Below are 17,972 nucleotides of genomic sequence, written 5' to 3' on the forward strand. Positions count from 1 at the left end.
GGGCGGCATGGTCGACTCCACCGGCTGCGGCGCGCCGGCGGGTGTGATGGTGCCGTCCGGTTGGGCACAGCCGGCCAGGGCCAGCACCACGGCGAGGGCGGACGCCAGAATGGCGCGGGCTTGCATCTGTTCGCTCCCGGGGGTCGGGGCAGGCGGACGCCCCGACGCTAGTGGACGCCGCCGGGAGCCGACAGCCCCGGTCAGGCCCCCCGCGACTGGTCCAGCGAGTCACGGACCGCGACGGCGAGCGAGACCGCCTCGGCCAGGTCGGCCGGCCGCACCACGCCGGCGGGCAGGGTGTCGGCCCGCCAGCCGGGGCCGGCGGCGAGCACCAGCAGTGGGCGGCGGGGTGTGGCGAGCAGCGCGCTGAGCTGAGTCGGGTCCGCGGTGGCCCGGGTGTGCGACCAGAGCACCACGGCGGCCGGCCCGGTCCGGGTCACCGCCTCGACGAGGGCGGCCACCGGCACCCGGGCGCCGAGCATCCGGTAGGTGAGCCCGGTCTCGGCGAGCGCGGCGCCCAGCGCCTCCAGCGGCAGGCTGTGCTGCTCCTCGTCGGCGCAGGAGAGCAGGATCCGGGCCGGTCCGCTGGGTGCGGCGGCCCGGCTGCTCGCCGCGAACGCCTCGGACACGCAGCGCGAGACGAGGTGTTCCACCTCGATCAGGCCGCCGGTGGCGGCGTGCCGTTCACCGATGCCGGCGAGCACCGGGCGCAGCAGGTGATCCCAGGTCGCGACCACTCCGCCGACGGCCAGGGCCTGCGCGATCGTCTCGCTGATCGCCGCCGCGTCCAGACGCATGGCGGCCCGGGCCAGTCCTCTGGCGGCCGGGCCGGTGCGGCCCAGCGGGATGGCTCCGCCGCCGTCCCGACCCGGCGGGCGGATCCGGCTTCGGGCGACGGCGACGGCGTCGGCGGGCACGGGATCGCGCGCCTGACGGGCCCAGCGGGCCGCCTCGGCGGGGCTCACCCCCTCGGCGGTGAGCCGTCGCATGATTTCGAGACGGGCCAGGTCGGCCGGCGTGTACCGGCGGTGGTGGCCCGGGATGTGCTCACTGGGCCCGAGCCCGTAGCGCTGATGCCAGGTGCGCAGTGTGGTGACCGCGACCCCCAGCCGGCGCGCGACCGCGCCCGCGCTCAGCGCCTCATCGGCCACCCGACCGCTCCGCCGCGTCATCCGCCGACGTTCCGGACGGGGTCACGGCCGGGCCGGGTACGCCGGGCGTCGACCCCGAGGGGCGCAGCAGCCGGTTCACCACCCCGCCCAGCCAGGGTGCGTACGACCGGGGGTCCCGGGCGAGGTCGGCCTCCAGGGCGGCGGGGTCGGCCCAGCGCAGCTCGGCCACCTCGTCCGGGTCGGGTAGCAGCGGGGCGGCGGGGCGGAACTCGCCCCGCAGGACGTGGTCGTACTCGAACTCGATCCGCCCGGTGGCCGGGTCCTCGGCGTAGTAGATGTAGACGCCCACCTCGGTCAGCTCGACCGGGCCGGTGCCCAGCTCCTCGCGCAACCGCCGGTTGGCCGCCTCGGCGAGCGGTTCGCCCGGCTGGGGGTGGCCGCAGCAGGAGTTGGCCCACCGCAGCGGGAACCGGGTCTTGACGGCTGCTCGCCGCTGGAGCAGCACCTGACCGTCCGGGTCCACCAGCAGCACCGAGAAGGCGCGGTGCAGATGCCCCGGCGGCTGGTGGGCGGCCGCGACGGTGGTCTCGCCCCGAGCCCGGCCGGCGTCGTCGACCAGCTCGACGAGGTGCTCCTCACGACTGCTCACCGGCCCTCCCCGGTGATCCGGCCGGCGGCCAGCTTGCCCGAGATCAGCACCATCGGCACGCCGACACCGGGCTGGGTGCCGGAGCCGACGAAGACCACGTTCGCCAGGTCGCGGTGCAGGTTCGATGGGCGGAACGGGCCGGTCTGGAAGAGGCTGTGCGCGGCCGCGAACGGGGTCCCGGCGGCCATCCCCTGCTCCGCCCATTCGGCGGGCGTGATCGCCTGTAGGACCTCCACCCCGGCTCCGAAGCCGACGTAGCCGCGCTCCTCCAGGGTGCCGATCAGCTGGTCGCCGTAGCGCCGGGTCAGGTCGCCACGCCACTCGAACGGGGCCCGGTCGAGGTTGGGCACCGGGGCGAGCACGTAGTAGGTGTGCCGGTCCGGCGGCGCCACCGACGGGTCGGTCCGGCTCGGGTTGGTGACCAGCAGCGACGGGTCGGTCATCAGCTCGCCCCGGCGGATGACCTCATCGAAGGTGCCCTTCCACGCGCGCCCGAAGTGGATGTTGTGGTGGGCGATCTTCGCATATCCCTGCCGTGAGCCGACATGCAGGACGACGCAGGACGGCGAGTAGGTGAGCCGGCGCGGACGGGCGGCGGGGAGCAGGTCGCGGTAGGCGACCGGCAGATCGGGGTTGAGCACCACCACGTCCGCCGGCACCAGCTCGCCGTCGGCGGTGAGCACGCCGGTGGCCCGGCCGTTCGCGGTCTCCACCCGGGTCACCGTGGTGTCGTACCGGATCTGCACGCCGTGCTTCTCGGCGGCGCCGGCCATCGCCCGGGAGACGGCGTGGATGCCGCCGCGCGGGAAGTAGACGCCGGCCACCGAGTCGAGGTACGCGATGACCGCGTAGATGGCCAGCGCGTCGTGCGGGGCGAGCCCGGCGTACATCGCCTGGAAGGAGAAGATCCGCTGGGTGCGCGGGTCCCGGAAGAACTGATTGATCTTCGTCTGAAGTCGACGGAAGGCTCCGCCGGCGAGCAGCTTGAGCAGGTTGCCGGTGATCAGGTCGGTCGGCGCGTCCAGGTTGCGCTCGATGAAGTCGGCCCGCTCCAGCCGCCACAGCTCCCGCGCGTAGTCGACGAAGCGCAGGTAGCCGTCGGCCTCCCGGGGCCCGCAGACCCGGGAGATCTCGGCCGCCATCCGGGTGGTGTCGGTCAGCACGTCGAGGGTCGAGCCGTCCGGGTAGTACGCCCGGTAGGCCGGGTCGAGCGGGGTCAGGTCGACCCAGTCACGCAGCTCCTCCCCGACCGCGCCGAGCGCCTCGGCGATCAGCTCCGGCATGGTGAGCACGGTCGGGCCGGTGTCGAACTCGTACCCGTCCACGGCGAGCCGCCCGGCCCGCCCGCCGGGCACCGGCTCGCGTTCCAGCACGGTCACCTGCCGGCCGCTGCCGGCCAGGTGCAGCGCGCAGGCGAGGCCACCCAGCCCGGCGCCGACGACCACCACCCGGTCCGTCCGTCCCGTCACCGTCCGCACGTGACCACCTCCTCGGAGAAGTCGTTCATCAGGCCCGCCGGTTGGTGGCGGCGGTGGCCAGCCCGGTCAGCGCGGTTCGCGCCGTCCGATCCACGGGTGCCGCGTCGAGCGCGGCCAGCGCGTCGCCCACCCGCTCGGCGATCATCCGCTCCACCCGGGCCACCGCCCCGGTGTCGGCGATCAGCTCGGCCAGCCGGTCGACGCGCCCCTCGCCGGCCCGGTCCAACGCCTTGAGCTGGGCCGGGGTGGCCAGCTGCCGGGCCAGCATGAGCAGGGTGGTCGGCTTGCCGGTGCGCAGGTCGTCACCTGCCGGCTTGCCGGTGGTGGCCGGGTCGCCGTAGGCGCCGAGCAGGTCGTCGCGGAGCTGGAACGCCTCGCCGACGGCCAGGCCGTAGCGCGTGTACGCGGTGGCCAGCGGGTCGTCGGCGGGCACTCCGGCCAGGCAGGAGCCGTAGAGCAGTGGTCGCTGGACGGTGTAGCTGGCCGTCTTGTAACGGGCGACGCGCAACGCCCGGTCGATGGACCAGTTGGCCGCGTCGTTCTCGCCGAGCACGTCCAGGTACTGCCCGGCGATCGTCTCCACCCGCATCTGGTCGTAGCACCGACGGACCTCGAACAGCCGGGCCGGCGCCACGGTGGTGTGTGCCAGCAGCCGGTCGGCCCAGACCATGCAGAGGTCGCCGACGAGCACCGCGACCGCTTCGCCGAAGCGGTCGGGGTCGCCCCGGTGACCGGCGGCGACATGCTGTGCGGCGAGGGCGACGTGGGCGGTGGGCCGGCCGCGGCGGGTGGCGGAGGAGTCCATCACGTCGTCGTGCACGAGCGCGAACGTGTGCAGCAGTTCGAGGGCGGCCAACGCGGGCAGCACCGGTGGCAGTGGCTCGCTGCCGCCGACCGCCCCACGCCAGCCCCAGTAAGCAAAGGTGGGCCGGATCCGCTTGCCGCCGGCCAGCACGGCTTCTCGCGCGGAGGCCGCGAAGCCGCCCATCGCCGCGTCGATCTCGGCGAGCGAGTCGACCTCGGCGGTGAGGAATGTGGTCAGGGTGTCGTCCACCGCCGTGATCAGGTCCCGGGTGTACGCGGCCAGTACGGCGCGGACCGGATCGTCCCCTTCGCCCGGCCGTGCCGGCACCACGCGGATCGCGCTGCCGGCAACTGCGTCGTTGGCCATGTGGTCGAGCGTACCCTAGGGTTACGAGTTGCGTCGATTCGTGCGTCGATAATGAGGAGGGCCGGTGGACTCGGATCTCGCCGCTGCCTATGGCCAGTGCCGTGAGCTGCACAGACGTCACGGTCGCACCTACTATCTCGCCACCAGGCTGCTCCCCGCCTGGAAACGGCGGCACGTGCACGCCCTGTACGGATTCACCCGCTACGCCGACGAGATCGTGGACGGCACCGAGGACCTGCCGCCGGCCGAGCGGGCCGCCCGGCTGGACGACTGGGCCGGCCGTTTCGTGGCCGGCCTGCACGGTGCGCCGGCCGACGATCCGCTGCTGCCGGCCGTGCTGCACACGATCGCCGTCTTCGATCTCGACCGGGACGACTTCGCGTCGTTTCTGAAGAGCATGGCGATGGATCTGACGGTCACCGCGTACCCGACCTACGACCACCTGCTCGACTACATGGAGGGCTCGGCGGCCGTCATCGGCACCATGATGCTGCCGATCCTGGGCAGCTCCGACCCGGTGGCCGCCCGGGAGCCGGCTCGGCAGCTCGGCTTCGCCTTCCAGCTCACGAACTTCATCCGGGACGTCGCCGAGGACCTCGACCGGGGCCGCACCTACCTACCGGACGAGGACCTGGCGAAGTTCGGTGTCACCCACGACGAGCTGGCCCAGGCCCGCGCCCGGGGGCGCGGTACAGCCCGGATCCGCGAGCTGATCGAGTACGAGGTGACCCGGGCCCAGGCGCACTACGCCGCCGCCGCGCCGGGCATCACGATGCTCGCGCCGGCCTCACAGGCCTGCATGCGCACCGCGTACGCGCTCTACGGCGGCATCCTCGACGAGGTGGCCGCGCAGGGCTACGACGTCTTCGCCCGGCGGGCCCTGGTGCCGCAGCGGCGCCGGATGGCGGTGGCCGCCCGAGCCCTGCTCACCCCGGCCGGCACCCCGGTCACCATTCCCGGGCCGACGGTCCATCCCCGGTGAGCGCGGGCACCGCGATCGTGCTCCTCACCCGCGACCTGCGGGTGCACGACCACCCGGCGCTGGCCACCACCTGTGCGGCCTTCGACCGGGTGGTGCCGTTGTACGTGCTCGACCCGGCCCTGGCCGGACTGTCGGCCAACCGCACCCGGTTCCTGCACCAGGCTCTGGCGGACCTGCGTACCGAGCTGCGTGAGCGCGGCGGGGACCTGGTGGTGCGCCGCGGTGACGCGGTCGCCGAGACGATCCGGCTGGCCTCAGAGGTGGGTGCCACCGCCGTGGCGCTCTCCGCCGACGTCAGCCGGTACGCCCGTCGTCGGGAGCGGAGGCTGCGCGCCGAGTGCGAGCGGCACCGGCTGCACCTGCGGCTCTTTCCCGGGCTGACCGTGGTCGAGCCGGGCGCCCTGCGGCCGGGTGGTGGTGGCGACCACTACCGGGTGTTCAGCCCGTACCACCGGGCCTGGGCGGCCAACCGGTGGCGCGAGGAGCTGGCCGCGCCGCACCGGATCACGCTGCCCGACGGGGTGCGCGTGGGCCGGCTGCCGGCGCTGCCGAACGGGGACTCGCCCGACGCGGCCGTCGGCGGCGAGCGGGCCGGCCGGCGACGCCTCACCGACTGGTTGCCCGACCTGGACCGGTACGACGACCAGCACGACGACATGGCCGGCGACGACACCTCCCGCCTCAGCCCGTACCTGCGCTTCGGCTGCGTGTCCCCGCTGGCGGTGGCCAACCGTGCCGGGGACCGGTCCGGGCCGTTCGTCCGGCAGCTCTGCTGGCGGGACTTCTACTACCAGGTCACCGCCGCCTTCCCGGAGATCTCGACCACCGCCTACCGTCCGGGCGCCACGGAGCGGTGGCGCTACGACGACGACGCGCTGGCGGCCTGGGCAGAGGGCCGGACCGGGATGCCGATCGTGGACGCCGGGATGCGGCAGATGCGGGCGCAGGGTTGGTTGCACAACCGAGCCCGCCTGATCACCGCCGGCTACCTGACCAAGCACCTCGGGCAGGACTGGCGGCACGGGGTGGCGGTCTTCTTCCGCTGGCTGCTGGACGGGGACGTGGCGAACAACTCCGGCAACTGGCAGTGGGTCGCCGGCACCGGCAACGACACCAAGCCGTACCGGGGGTTCAACCCGGTCCGGCAGGCCGAGCGGTACGACCCGGACGGCGACTACGTGCGTCGCTGGGTGCCGGAGCTGGCCGGGGTGCCGGGCAAGGGTGTGCACCAGCCCTGGCGGCTCCCCGAGGCGCTGCGACGAACCCTGGACTACCCGTCCCCGCTCACCGTGCCCGACACCGACCCCGTCTGGCTGCGCTGACCGGGCGGCAGCTCAGAGCACCGAGTGCAGCGCCTCCACCAACTCGTCGACCCGGTCGTGCTCCGCCAACTGGGCGGTGACGTACGCGAAGGTGTAGCCGCGCTCCGGGTCCGCCCACGAGCTGCTGCCGCCGAGGCCGCCCATTCCCCAGCTGCCGTCCGGCTCCCGCTGCATGCCCAGCGTCCACTGGACCGGGCGGTCCAGCACCAGATCGGGGCCGTCGTACTCGACCCGCGTCGCTTCCGCCACCAGTTCCGGGCTGAACAGCCGGACGCCGTCCAGGACACCGCCGGCGAGCAGGCCGGAGTAGAGCCGGGCCAGGCTGGACGCCGTGGCGTGCAGGTTGACCGCCGGCATCTCGGCGCCCCGCCAGAGCGGACTGTTGAGCACGGCCAGGTCCTGACCTCCGGCCGGGTTGCCCATCGCCCGGGCCCGTAGCGAGCCTGGCTCGCCGAGCGCCCGGGTCGGCCAGTCCGGATCGCCGTAGCGCAGGTCGGCGCAGCGCCGCTGGTCCGCCTCGGACAGCCCGAAGCCGAGGTCGAGCCGCCAGGGGCCGGCGATCTCCTCGGCCAGGAACCGGCCCACCGACCGGCCGTCCACCCGGCGGACCAGCTCGCCAACCAGGTGCCCGTACGTCCAGGCGTGCTCACCGGCGACCGAGCCCGGCGTCCACTCGGGGTCGGCGGCAGCCAGGTCGCCGGCGAGCAGCGCCCAGTCGGCGATCGCGGTGGCCGGCCGGGGCACCGGGAAGGCCGGCAGCCCGGCGGTGTGCGACAACATCTGACGCACGGTGGCCGGGGTGCGGAATTCCGGCCAGTACCGGGTGGCCGGCGCGTCGAGGTCGACCCGCTCCCGGTCGACCAGCATCAACAGGCAGAGCGCGGCCACCGGCTTGCCGACCGAGTAGACATTGACCAGCGTGTCCGGCCGCCACGGGTCGCCGCCGGCCGGGCCGGTCCCGTCGTCGGCCCCGGCGGCGGCGCGGGAGCCGCCGATCAGGTCGACCACCGGCTGGCCGTCGTACCAGACCGTGAGGCCGGCACCGGTCTCCCGACCGTTGGCGAACAGGTCGTGGAAGCAGTCCCGGACCGGGCCGAATCGTGCGTGCATCTGGCCACCGTAGGCCGCCCCACCCGGTCAGCGCGCTGACTTTTCCCGGGCCTAAGTGGTCCGGGCGAAGCTGCTGGGGGATGCTGTCGTGGTGGCGGAACCGGAGCTGGTGGACGTGGTCGTGGTCGGTCTCGGGGTCGGCGGCGAGGAGGTGGCCGGGCGTCTCGCCGAGGCCGGCCTGAGCGTCGTCGGTATCGAACGGGACCTGGTCGGCGGGGAGTGCCCGTACTGGGGATGCATCCCGAGCAAGATGATGATCAGAGCGGCCAACGCGCTCGCCGAGGCGCGCCGGGTCGACGGACTGGCCGGGACGGCGACGGTCCAGCCGGACTGGGCGCCGGTGGCGAAGCGGATCCGCGAGGAGGCCACCGACACCTGGGACGACACGGTGGCGGTGCGGCGGCTGACGGATCGTGGCGCCCGGTTCGTCCGGGGCAGCGGTCGACTCGACGGCCCGGGCCGGGTGCGGGTCGGCGACCAGGTGTTCCAGGCCCGGCAGGGGATCGTGCTGGGCACCGGCACCCGGCCATCGGTGCCGCCGATCGAAGGTCTGGCCGACACTCCGTACTGGACCAACCACCAGGCGATCGAGGTCGAGCAGCTGCCGGAGTCGCTGCTGGTGCTCGGCGGCGGCGCGATCGGGTTGGAGCTGTCCCAGGTCTTCGCACGGTTCGGGGTGCGGGTCACGGTCGTGGAGGCGCTGGACCGGGTGCTGGCCCTTGAGGAGCCCGAGGCGTCCGAGGTGGCCGCCGCGGCGCTGCGCGCCGACGGCGTGGAGATCCACACCGGGGTACGGGCCGAGCGGGTCGAGCACGACGGGAGCCGGTTCACCCTGCGCGGCGCCGGCGGGGCGGAGTTCACCGCCGACCGCCTGCTGGTGGTGACCGGCCGCCGGGCACACCTGGACGAGCTGGGGCTGGACACGGTCGGCGTCGACGCCACACAGCGTTACCTGTCGGTGGACGACCGGCTGCACGTGACCGATGGCATCTGGGCGGTCGGCGACGTGACCGGCGAGGGGGCCTTCACCCACATCGCCATGTATCAGGCGGCGATCGTGATCGCCGACGTGCTGGCCCACGCCCGCAAGTCGAACCCGGGCGCGGACCCCAGCGGCACCGCCAGCGTGATCGGCGGCGCGATGGGGGCGGCCAGCGGATCGGCGGGCAGCGGGCCGCGCGCCGACTATCGCGCGCTGCCGCGGGTGACCTTCACCGATCCGGAGGTCGGCGCGGTCGGGCTGACCGAGCAGCAGGCCCGGGAGCGCGGCATCAACGTGCAGGTCGGGTTCACCAAGCTGGGCGGTTCGACCCGGGGCTGGATCCACCGGGTCGGCGACGAGGATTTCATCAAGCTGATCGCGGACGCCGACAAGGGCGTGCTGATCGGGGCGACGTCGGTCGGCCCGGCCGGTGGTGAGGTGCTCTCCGCGCTGGTGGTGGCCGTGCACGCGGCCGTGCCGGTGAGTCAGCTCCGGCAGATGATCTATGCCTATCCGACCTTCCACCGGGCCATCGAGGACGCCCTGCGCAACCTGTCCTGACGCCCACCGCACCCGCGGCGGGCTGTCCGGTGGCGAGCAGAGCGCGGCAGCGGAGAGGCAAACGCCCGGCACGTGGCCGTTCATTTCTTTCATTCACGTGACGTACGATTGCGGCCGTGACCAAGCGGTTGACTGAAGTTGCCAAGAAGGCGGGCGTCAGCGAGGCCACCGTCAGCCGGGTCCTCAACGGTCGGGACGGGGTCTCCGAGGCGACCCGGACGGCCGTGCTGACCGCGTTGGACGTGCTCGGCTACGAACGGCCGACCAAGTTGCGCGGCGAGCGTGCCCGGCTGGTCGGGCTGGTGCTGCCCGAGCTGCAGAACCCGATCTTCCCGGCGCTCGCCGAGGTGGTCACCGGCTCCCTCGCCCAACGCGGCTACACCCCGGCGCTCTGCGCGCGCACCATCGGCGGAGTCTCCGAGATGGACTACGTGGAGATGCTCCTCGACCACCAGGTCTCCGGGGTGATCTTCGCCGGTGGCTCGTACGCGCTCGCCGACGCCCGGCACGACCACTACCGCCGGCTGACCGACCGGGGCCTGCCGGTGGTGCTGGTCAACGCGGGTGTCGACGAGTTGGGCTTCCCGCGGGTCTCCACCGACGACGCGGTGGCGGTGGAGCAGGCGTACGGGCACCTGCGCTCGCTGGGCCACGACCGGATCGGGATGGTGCTCGGCCCGGAGGGGCACGTGCCGTCCCGCCGCAAGCTCGACGCGATGATCCGGGCCGCGGGCTGGACCGACGACACGGACTGTGTGGAGCGTTCCAGCTTCTCCATGGAGGGGGCGCGGGTCGCCGCGACCAAGCTGGTCGAGCGTGGCGTCACCGGCATCATCTGCGCCAGCGACGTGCTGGCCCTGGGCACCATCCGGGCCGCTCGGCGGCTGGGTCGTGTGGTGCCGAGGGACGTGTCGGTGGTCGGCTACGACGACTCCGCGTTCATGACGTGCACCGACCCGCCGTTGACCACCGTGCGGCAGCCGATCGAGACGATGGGGCAGGCCGCGGTGGACCTGCTGGTCACCCAGATCGAGGGTGCCGGCGTGCTGCAGGACGAGTTGCTGTTCGAGCCCGAGCTGGTGGTTCGCGGTTCCACCGCCCCCGCTCCGGGCCGCTGACGATCCCGCCGGACACCGACTGACCGACGCTCGGCCGTCGACCGCTCATCGCGGTCGGCGGCCGTTTTCGTCGTTGCTGGAATCGGGCAGCACCGGCCGGGGCCACCGATGGGTCACAAGGGACGAAAGTCAACATCTCGGCTCTGTTTCAAGATCCTGTCGGTCCCTGCCGTTAGAAAGTCGTGTCCTTTCATAACGGGATCGATACCTTGCCGAAATCAGTCGGCATCGTTACAGTGACTCCACTCACACCTGGCTCCGGCGCAGCTACTGGGCGTCAGGTCGCATCACCGCAGATCACGAAGGTCATGGAGACACCCGTTCCCGAAGGGATGGACAGATGTCCGTACCGCAATACCGAAAGGCTGCGGCGTTAGCGCTCGTGGCCGGCCTGGGGTTCAGCCTCACGGCATGCTCCACGAAGAGCGACGACAAGGACACGAACGCCGGCGGCAAGGTCACCATCACCGTCGACTGCCAGCCCGTCGGTGCTCAGAAAGAGCTGTTGAAGAACTGGAACGACGATGTCGCCGAGTTCCAGCGGCAGAACCCGGACATCGTCATCAAGAGCGTGAGCGTCGGCGAGCAGTGCAACAACCCGCCGGACTTCACCGCCCGCCTCGCCGGCGGCACCGTGACCGACGTGTTCTACGGGTACATGACCGATCTCCAGCAGGTGCTCGACTCCGGCCAGGCGATGGACATCACCCAGTACGCCAACAAGGACACCATCCCGACCTGGGACAGCGTCGACCCGGCGCTCAAGGAAGTCTTCACCGACGGAGGCAAGCTCTACGCCGTCCCGGTGAAGAACTACTCGATGGGCCTCGTCTACAACAAGGTCCTGTTCCAGCGGGCCGGGCTCGACGTGAACAGCCCGCCCAAGACCTGGGGCGAGGTCCGGGCCGCCGCCAAGAAGATCTCCGCGCTCGGCAACGGCATCGCCGGCTACTCGGAGTACAGCGCCGGCAACACCGGCGGCTGGCACTTCACCTCCCTGCTCTACTCGCAGGGCGGCCAGGTGCTGACCCCGGACGGCAAGAAGGCCGACTTCAACAACGCGATGGGCAAGCAGGTCCTGCAGAACATCAAGGACATGCGGTACGGCGACAACAGCATGGGCGCCCGGCAGCTGCTGCAGTGGGGCGACCTGCTGACCAACGCGGGTGCGGGCAAGGTCGGCATGTTCATCGGCGCTCCGGACTCCACCCAGGCGATCGTCAGCCAGTTCCAGGGCAAGTTCCAGGACTGGGCGATGGCCCCGCTGCCCGGCCAGGACGGCCTGGCGAAGGGCACGCTCGGTGGTGGCGAGGGCTACTTCTTCAAGAAGGACCTGACCCCCGAGCAGGTCAAGGCCGGTATGAAGTGGATCGCGTACCAGAAGCTGACGCCGGGCAAGGGCCAGTTCGACTACGTCCGGGCCAAGCCGCAGAACTACCCGGTGGGTCTGCCCCAGCCGCTGCTCTTCGCGAACGGCAGCGATGCGCAGAAGCAGGAACTCGAACTGCGCAAGGCGAACGCGAACGTCGACACCGCGAACTTCGCGATCTTCGAGGCGACCCCGGTCCCGATCAAGGGTGAGCCGCGCAACGCGCAGGCGGTCTACGCGGTGCTCGACGCCGCGATGTCCGGGGTCCTCACGAACCCGAACTCGAACATCGACGCGCTGCTCAAGACGGCCGAGGAAAAGGTCAACCAGCTCCTGGCCGCCGAGAGCTGATCCGGTCAGGTGGGGGCCGGCACGCCGAGCCGGCCCCCACCCCATCCGCGCCGCACGGTCCGGTCACTGACTCACCAGGAGTTGCCTTGGCGATCACCACCGTCCCGGGGACCACCAGAAAGCCGGGACGTCCCACACCGTCCTACCCGGGGCCGCAACGTACGAGCCTCGGCCGCAAGGTACGGGACAACCTCACCGGTCACGCGTTCCTGATCGGGGCGGTGCTCTGCTTCCTCGTCTTCTCCTGGTACCCGATGATCCGCGGCATCGTGATGAGCTTCCAGCGCACGCGGCGCGGCGAGACGACCTGGGTGGGCTGGGACAACTACTCCCGCATCATCGCCGACCCCAGCTTCTGGCCGGCCTGGCAGAACACGCTCTACTTCACCGTGCTCGCGCTCGTCCTCGGGTACGCGGCGCCGTTCTTCGTGGCGATCCTGCTCAACGAGTTCCGCCACGCCAAGGGGTACCTGCGGATCCTGGTCTACCTGCCGGTGATGCTGCCGCCGGCCTCGGCGCTGTACCTCTTCAAGTTCTACGCGTACGACCCGAGCGAGGCGGGTCTCTTCAACGCGATCCTCAAGGCGCTGCACCTGCCCACGTCGCAGTGGATGCAGTCGCCGGAGATGACGATGCCGGCGATGGTGCTCGCGTCGACCTGGATGAACATGGGCGGCGCAGTGCTGATCTACCTGGCGTCGCTGCAGAACATCCCGGGCGAACTCTACGAGGCCGCCGAGCTCGACGGCGCCGGGATCTGGAAGCGGATCCGCCACGTGACGATCCCGCAGACCCGGCTGATCCTCGCGCTCCTGGCGATGATCCAGATCGTCGCCACGATGCAGCTCTTCATCGAGCCGCTCATCCTCGCCAACGGGGCGGGCGCGGAGGATTCCGCGACCTCCGTGGCGTACCTCATCTACCAGCACGGCTTCTTCCAGAACGACCTCAACGGCGCCGCGGCGCTCGGCGTGCTCATGCTCGTGGTGCTGGCCGGCTTCTCCGCCGCCTACCTGCGGCTGAGCGCGAAACAGGACTAGGGCGGGCGAGGCATGGCACAGGACTCCGGCACCCGGACCCTCATCTCTTCCGCGCAGCTCCGCCGTGGGCGCGGCAGGTTCCTCTACTGGACGCTGCTCACCGTCGTCGTCGTGGGCTTCACGCTCGTCTTCCTCGGGCCGCTCTACTGGATGGTCACCGGCGCGCTCAAATCCGGCCAGGAGATCGCGCAGACCCCGCCGTCGCTGTTCCCGAAGGACCCCCAGCCGCAGAACTACATCGACGCCTGGAACAACCTGGACCTCGCCAAGCTGCTGTTCAACACGTTCTACTACGCGGCCGGCGCGGTGGTGTTCCAGCTCGTCCTCGACACCGCCGCGGCGTACTCCCTGTCCAAGCTCCGGCCGGTGTTCGGCAACGTGATCCTCGCCCTGATGCTGGCGACGCTGATGATTCCGGCGATGGTGCTCATCGTCCCGCAGTACGTGACCGTGATCGACCTGCCGATCCTGCACATCAACCTGCTCGACTCGCCGTTCGCGATCTGGCTGCCCCTGGTCGCGAACGCGTTCAACATCTTCCTGCTGAAGCGCTTCTTCGACTCGATTCCCGAGGAGCTCATGGCGGCAGCGCTGGTGGACGGGGCGACGCCACTGCGCACGCTGTGGTCGATCATCCTGCCGATGTCACGCCCCATCCTCGGCGTAGTGTCGATCTTCGCCGTGACGGCCGTCTGGAAGGACTTCCTCTGGCCGAAGCTGGTCATGCCGTCGCCGGAGACCCGGACCGTCAGCGTCGGCATCTACGCCTTCGCCGGTGGCACCCCCATGAACGTGGTGATCGCCGCGTCGGTCATCGCCGCGATCCCGACCGTCATCATCTTCCTGATCTTCCAACGGAACATCATGTCCGGTCTGACCACGGGCAGCCTCAAGGGATAACGACCAGCGCAACCTCCCGTGGCGAACAACGGCCGTTCGCCCGACACACTCTCCGGTCCGGCGAACCCGCCGACGTACTGACCCAGAAAGCAGGTGCTCGTGTCCACAGCAGACAGCAGTCCGTGGTGGCGTGGGGCGGTGATCTACCAGGTGTATCCGCGTAGCTTCGCCGACGGCAACGGCGACGGCATCGGCGACATCGCGGGCATCCGGTCCCGGCTGAATCACCTGTCCGCGCTCGGCATCGACGCGATCTGGTTCAGTCCCTGGTACCCCTCCCCGATGGCGGACGCCGGCTACGACGTGTCCGACTACCGCGACATCGATCCCGTCTTCGGCACTCTCGCCGAGGCGGAGGCGCTGATCTCGGAGGCACACGCGCTCGGCATCCGCACCATCGTCGACGTGGTGCCCAACCACTGCTCCGACGCGCATCCCTGGTTCCAGGCCGCGCTCGCCGGCGGGCCCGGCGCGCCCGAGCGCGACCTGTTCTGGTTCCGACCCGGCCGAGGCCCGAACGGCGACCAGCGGCCCACCGACTGGGTCGGTGAGTTCGGCGGCCCGACCTGGACCCGGACCACCAATCCGGACGGCACCCCCGGCGACTGGTACCTGCACCTCTTCGCTCCCGAGCAGCCGGACTTCAACTGGGACCACCCCAGGGTGCGGGCCGAGTTCGAGGACGTCCTGAGGTTCTGGTTCGACCGGGGGGTGGACGGCATCCGGATCGACTCGGCCGGGCTGCTGGTCAAGGACGGGACGCTGCCCGAGGTCGACCCGGACCAGCAGCACCCGTTCCAGGACCTGGACGGCGTGCACGACATCTACCGGGGCTGGCGTCGGGTCGCAGACGAGTACGCCGACCGGGCCCTGATCGGTGAGGTGTGGTTGCCGGATCGGCAACGGTTCGCCAACTACCTGCGCCCGGACGAGCTGCACGCGGCCTTCAACTTCGACTTCCTCGGCTGCGCCTGGGACGCTTCGGCGCTGCGCGAGAGCATCGACGGGACGCTCAGCGCGCACGCGCCGGTCGGCGCGCCGGCCACCTGGGTGCTCTCCAACCACGACGTCACCCGGCACGTCACCCGCTACGGGCGGGCGGACACCAGGTTCAGCTTCGCCGCCAAGCGCGAGGGGATCCCCACCGACCTTGAGCTGGGCACCCGCCGGGCCCGGGCCGCCGCGCTGCTCTCGCTGTCGCTGCCCGGCGCCGCCTACGTCTACCAGGGCGAGGAGTTGGGGCTCTACGAGGTCGAGGACATCCCGTACGCGCTGCGCCAGGACCCGATGTGGGAACGCTCCGGCCGGGTCGACCCCGGTCGGGACGGCTGCCGGGTGCCGCTGCCCTGGACCGGCGACGAGCCGCCGTTCGGGTTCAGTCCGGACGGTGCCGCGGTGCCGTGGCTGCCCCAGCCGGCCGACTGGAAGGACCGGACGGTCCGGGCGCAGACCGGCGACGCGGCCTCGATGCTGGAGCTGTACCGGGCGGCCATCCAGATCCGGCGGGCCGAGCCGACGCTCGGCGACGGGGAGATGAGCTGGCTGCCCGCTCCGGACGGCGTGCTCGCCTACAGCCGTGGCGGCGGTTTCCGCTGCCTGGTCAACCTCACCGACGCGCCGGTGCCGCTGCCCGCCGACGGAAACCTGCTGCTGGCCAGCGGGCCACTCGACGACGGTCTGCTGCCGCCGGACACCGCCGTCTGGCTGCGTACCGCCCCATCGGCGGACGGAGCGAGCCTGACCTGACCGCCGTGGTGCCGGCGGCCCGTCCCGGCCGCCGGCACCACACCACCCGAGGAAGGAGGAACGAAGGGGGACGCGCCACGCCGCACCGCAACGGGGGGATCTGGCCTGCCTGACGAAAGGGAGAGCGCAGCTCATGGCCAACCACACCACCGGCACCCCGCACCACCTCCGACACCCGACCCGGGCAGGGTTGGCCGCCATCGCCGCCGCCCTGCTCGTCGCGACATCGGTGACCGCCCTCGCGGTCACCGGCACCGCGACCCCGGCCTCGGCAGCCGGGCTGTCCCCCTTCGACATTCCCGGCCGCGGCGCAACCGTTCCGTTCGTGGAGCAGGAGGCCGAGAAGGCCGCCCACAACGGCACGAAGATCGGCCCGGACCGGCGTTACGGCACGCTGCCGTCCGAGGCGTCCGGCCGGGAGGCGGTCACCCTCGACTCCGTCGGCGAGTACGTCGAGTTCACCCTCACCGCCCCGGCCAACGCGGTCACCTTCCGGCACAGCCTGCCGGACAGCCCGGCCGGTACCGGCCGGGACGCCACCATCGACCTGCGGGCCAACGGGAGCCTGCTGAAGTCGGTGCCGGTCACCTCGCGGTACGGCTGGTACTACGGCGGTTACCCGTTCAACAACAACCCGGGCGACACCAACCCGCACCACTTCTACGACGAGACCCGGGCGATGTTCGGCAACACCTACCCGGCCGGCACCAGGATCCGGTTGCAGGTCTCCTCGACCGCCCAGTCGCCCACGTTCACCATCGACCTGGCCGACTTCGAGCTGGTCGCCCCGGCGATCACGAAGCCCGCCGGCGCGCTCGACGTGGTCACCGACTTCGGCGCCGACCCGAGCGGCGCGACCGACTCGACCGCGAAGTTCCAGGCGGCGGTCGACGCCGGAAAGGCCCAGGGCCGGACGGTCTGGATCCCGACCGGCACCTTCACCCTCTGGGACCACGTGGTGGTCGACGGAGTGACCCTGCGCGGCGCCGGCCCGTGGTATTCGGTGCTCGGCGGCCGGCACCCCACCGACCGCAAGCGGGCCGCCGGCATCTACGGCAAGTACGTTCCCGGTGGCGGCTACACCGGCCCGGTCCGCCCGCACGAGGCCAACGGACCGAGCCGCAACGTCACGCTGCGGGACTTCGCCATCATCGGGGACATCCGCGAACGGGTGGACGACGACCAGGTCAACGCGCTCGGCGGCGCGATGTCCAACTCGGTGGTTGACAACCTCTGGCTGGAGAACACCAAGGTCGGGGCCTGGATGGACGGCCCGATGGACAACTTCACCATCCGCAACAGCCGGATCCTGGACCAGACCGCCGACGGGGTGAACTTCCACACCGGCGTGACCAACTCGACGGTGACCAACACGTTCGTCCGCAACACCGGCGACGACGCCCTCGCGATGTGGGCGCAGAGCGTGCCGAACGTCAACAACTCCTTCACGCACAACACCATCGGCGTGACTCTGCTCGCGAACCACCTGGTCAGCTACGGCGGCCGGGACATCAAGATCACCGACAACGTGACGGCCGACTCGCTGACCAACGGCGGCGGCATCCACGTCGCCAACCGCTATCCCGGCGTGCAGGGCGCCACCGGCGTCCAGGGCACCTGGACGATCGCCCGGAACACTCTGATCCGCAACGGCAACTCGGACTACAACTGGAACTTCGGCGTCGGGGCGATCTGGTTCTCCGCCCTCAACGAGGCGTTCCAGAACCCCACCATCAACATCACCGACACCGACATCCTGGACAGCTCGTACGCGGCGCTGCACTGGATCGAGGGCCAGACCAACGGGATCAACCTCAACAACGTGCGGATCGACGGCGCCGGCACGTACGCCCTCCAGGTGCAGGCGCCCAGCCAGGTGTCGTTCACGAACGTGCGGGCCACCAACATCGCGCAGAGCAACCCGATCCACAACTGCGTGGGCGGCGGCTTCCAGATCACCCAGGGCGCCGGCAACTCCGGCTGGTACACCTCCACCCCGTACTGCGGACCGTGGCCGGACCCGCAGTGGGGCGGTGGACCCAGCACCCCGCCGACCACTCCACCGCCGACCACCCCACCAC

At 71.5% G+C, this 17,972-nt stretch carries 14 protein-coding genes; 9 read left to right on the top strand and 5 right to left on the bottom strand.

Going from position 1 to position 17,972, the window contains the following annotated elements:
- Nucleotides 1-200: 200 nt before the first annotated feature.
- From EAD98_RS22720 to EAD98_RS22735, 4 genes are read right to left on the bottom strand one after another with little or no spacing between them, the layout of a single operon-like run.
- Nucleotides 201-1,151 carry a MerR family transcriptional regulator gene (locus EAD98_RS22720; protein WP_121656055.1) on the bottom strand — a complete coding sequence of 317 codons (951 nt, stop codon included), beginning with the start codon at nt 1,149-1,151 and terminating at the stop codon, nt 201-203.
- Nucleotides 1,141-1,761, bottom strand: coding sequence for an isopentenyl-diphosphate Delta-isomerase (idi, locus tag EAD98_RS22725; RefSeq protein WP_121656044.1), 621 nt, complete (start codon nt 1,759-1,761; stop codon nt 1,141-1,143). The genes EAD98_RS22720 and idi overlap by 11 nt, the downstream gene beginning before the upstream one ends.
- A complete protein-coding gene (gene crtI, locus EAD98_RS22730) occupies nt 1,758-3,239 on the bottom strand; it encodes a phytoene desaturase family protein (protein ID WP_121656045.1) in 1,482 nt (493 codons plus the stop codon). The genes idi and crtI overlap by 4 nt, the downstream gene beginning before the upstream one ends.
- 28 nt (nt 3,240-3,267) lie before the next feature.
- Nucleotides 3,268-4,410 (bottom strand): polyprenyl synthetase family protein, encoded by a 1,143-nt coding sequence (locus EAD98_RS22735; protein WP_121656046.1) that lies wholly within the window; start codon nt 4,408-4,410, stop codon nt 3,268-3,270.
- Nucleotides 4,411-4,474: 64 nt separating this feature from the next.
- Between EAD98_RS22735 and EAD98_RS22740 the strand changes: the two genes are divergently transcribed.
- On the top strand, nt 4,475-5,392 hold the full coding sequence (locus EAD98_RS22740; RefSeq protein ID WP_121656047.1) for a phytoene/squalene synthase family protein: 918 nt from the start codon (nt 4,475-4,477) through the stop codon (nt 5,390-5,392).
- Nucleotides 5,389-6,714, top strand: a complete 1,326-nt coding sequence (locus tag EAD98_RS22745; protein ID WP_121656048.1) for a deoxyribodipyrimidine photo-lyase — start codon at nt 5,389-5,391, stop codon at nt 6,712-6,714. Before EAD98_RS22740 ends, EAD98_RS22745 begins: the two co-directional genes overlap by 4 nt.
- Nucleotides 6,715-6,726: 12 nt before the next feature.
- Here EAD98_RS22745 and EAD98_RS22750 read toward each other — a convergent pair whose 3' ends face one another.
- On the bottom strand, nt 6,727-7,824 hold the full coding sequence (locus EAD98_RS22750) for a serine hydrolase (RefSeq protein ID WP_121656049.1): 1,098 nt from the start codon (nt 7,822-7,824) through the stop codon (nt 6,727-6,729).
- A 91-nt stretch (nt 7,825-7,915) separates the two neighbouring features.
- On the opposite strand from EAD98_RS22750, the gene EAD98_RS22755 reads away from it, so the two are divergent.
- From EAD98_RS22755 to EAD98_RS22785, 7 genes are all read left to right on the top strand, one after another.
- A complete protein-coding gene (locus EAD98_RS22755; RefSeq protein WP_121656056.1) occupies nt 7,916-9,367 on the top strand; it encodes an NAD(P)/FAD-dependent oxidoreductase in 1,452 nt (483 codons plus the stop codon).
- A 116-nt stretch (nt 9,368-9,483) separates the two neighbouring features.
- Complete coding sequence (locus tag EAD98_RS22760) at nt 9,484-10,485, top strand: LacI family DNA-binding transcriptional regulator (RefSeq protein ID WP_121656050.1); 1,002 nt, start codon at nt 9,484-9,486, stop codon at nt 10,483-10,485.
- A 340-nt stretch (nt 10,486-10,825) separates the two neighbouring features.
- Nucleotides 10,826-12,205, top strand: a complete 1,380-nt coding sequence (locus EAD98_RS22765; RefSeq protein ID WP_121656051.1) for an ABC transporter substrate-binding protein — start codon at nt 10,826-10,828, stop codon at nt 12,203-12,205.
- Between the two features lie 86 nt (nt 12,206-12,291).
- Complete coding sequence (locus EAD98_RS22770; RefSeq protein ID WP_121656052.1) at nt 12,292-13,245, top strand: carbohydrate ABC transporter permease; 954 nt, start codon at nt 12,292-12,294, stop codon at nt 13,243-13,245.
- A 12-nt stretch (nt 13,246-13,257) separates the two neighbouring features.
- Nucleotides 13,258-14,145: a carbohydrate ABC transporter permease gene (locus EAD98_RS22775; protein WP_121656053.1), complete on the top strand. Its 888-nt coding sequence runs from the start codon at nt 13,258-13,260 to the stop codon at nt 14,143-14,145.
- Between the two features lie 99 nt (nt 14,146-14,244).
- Nucleotides 14,245-15,891 carry a glycoside hydrolase family 13 protein gene (locus tag EAD98_RS22780; RefSeq protein ID WP_121656057.1) on the top strand — a complete coding sequence of 549 codons (1,647 nt, stop codon included), beginning with the start codon at nt 14,245-14,247 and terminating at the stop codon, nt 15,889-15,891.
- Between the two features lie 133 nt (nt 15,892-16,024).
- A partial coding sequence (locus EAD98_RS22785; RefSeq protein ID WP_121656054.1) for a glycosyl hydrolase family 28-related protein occupies nt 16,025-17,972 on the top strand: 1,948 nt, incomplete at its 3' end.

It is taken from the genome of Micromonospora sp. CV4, from assembly GCF_003667455.1.
Taxonomy (GTDB): Bacteria; Actinomycetota; Actinomycetes; order Mycobacteriales; family Micromonosporaceae; genus Micromonospora.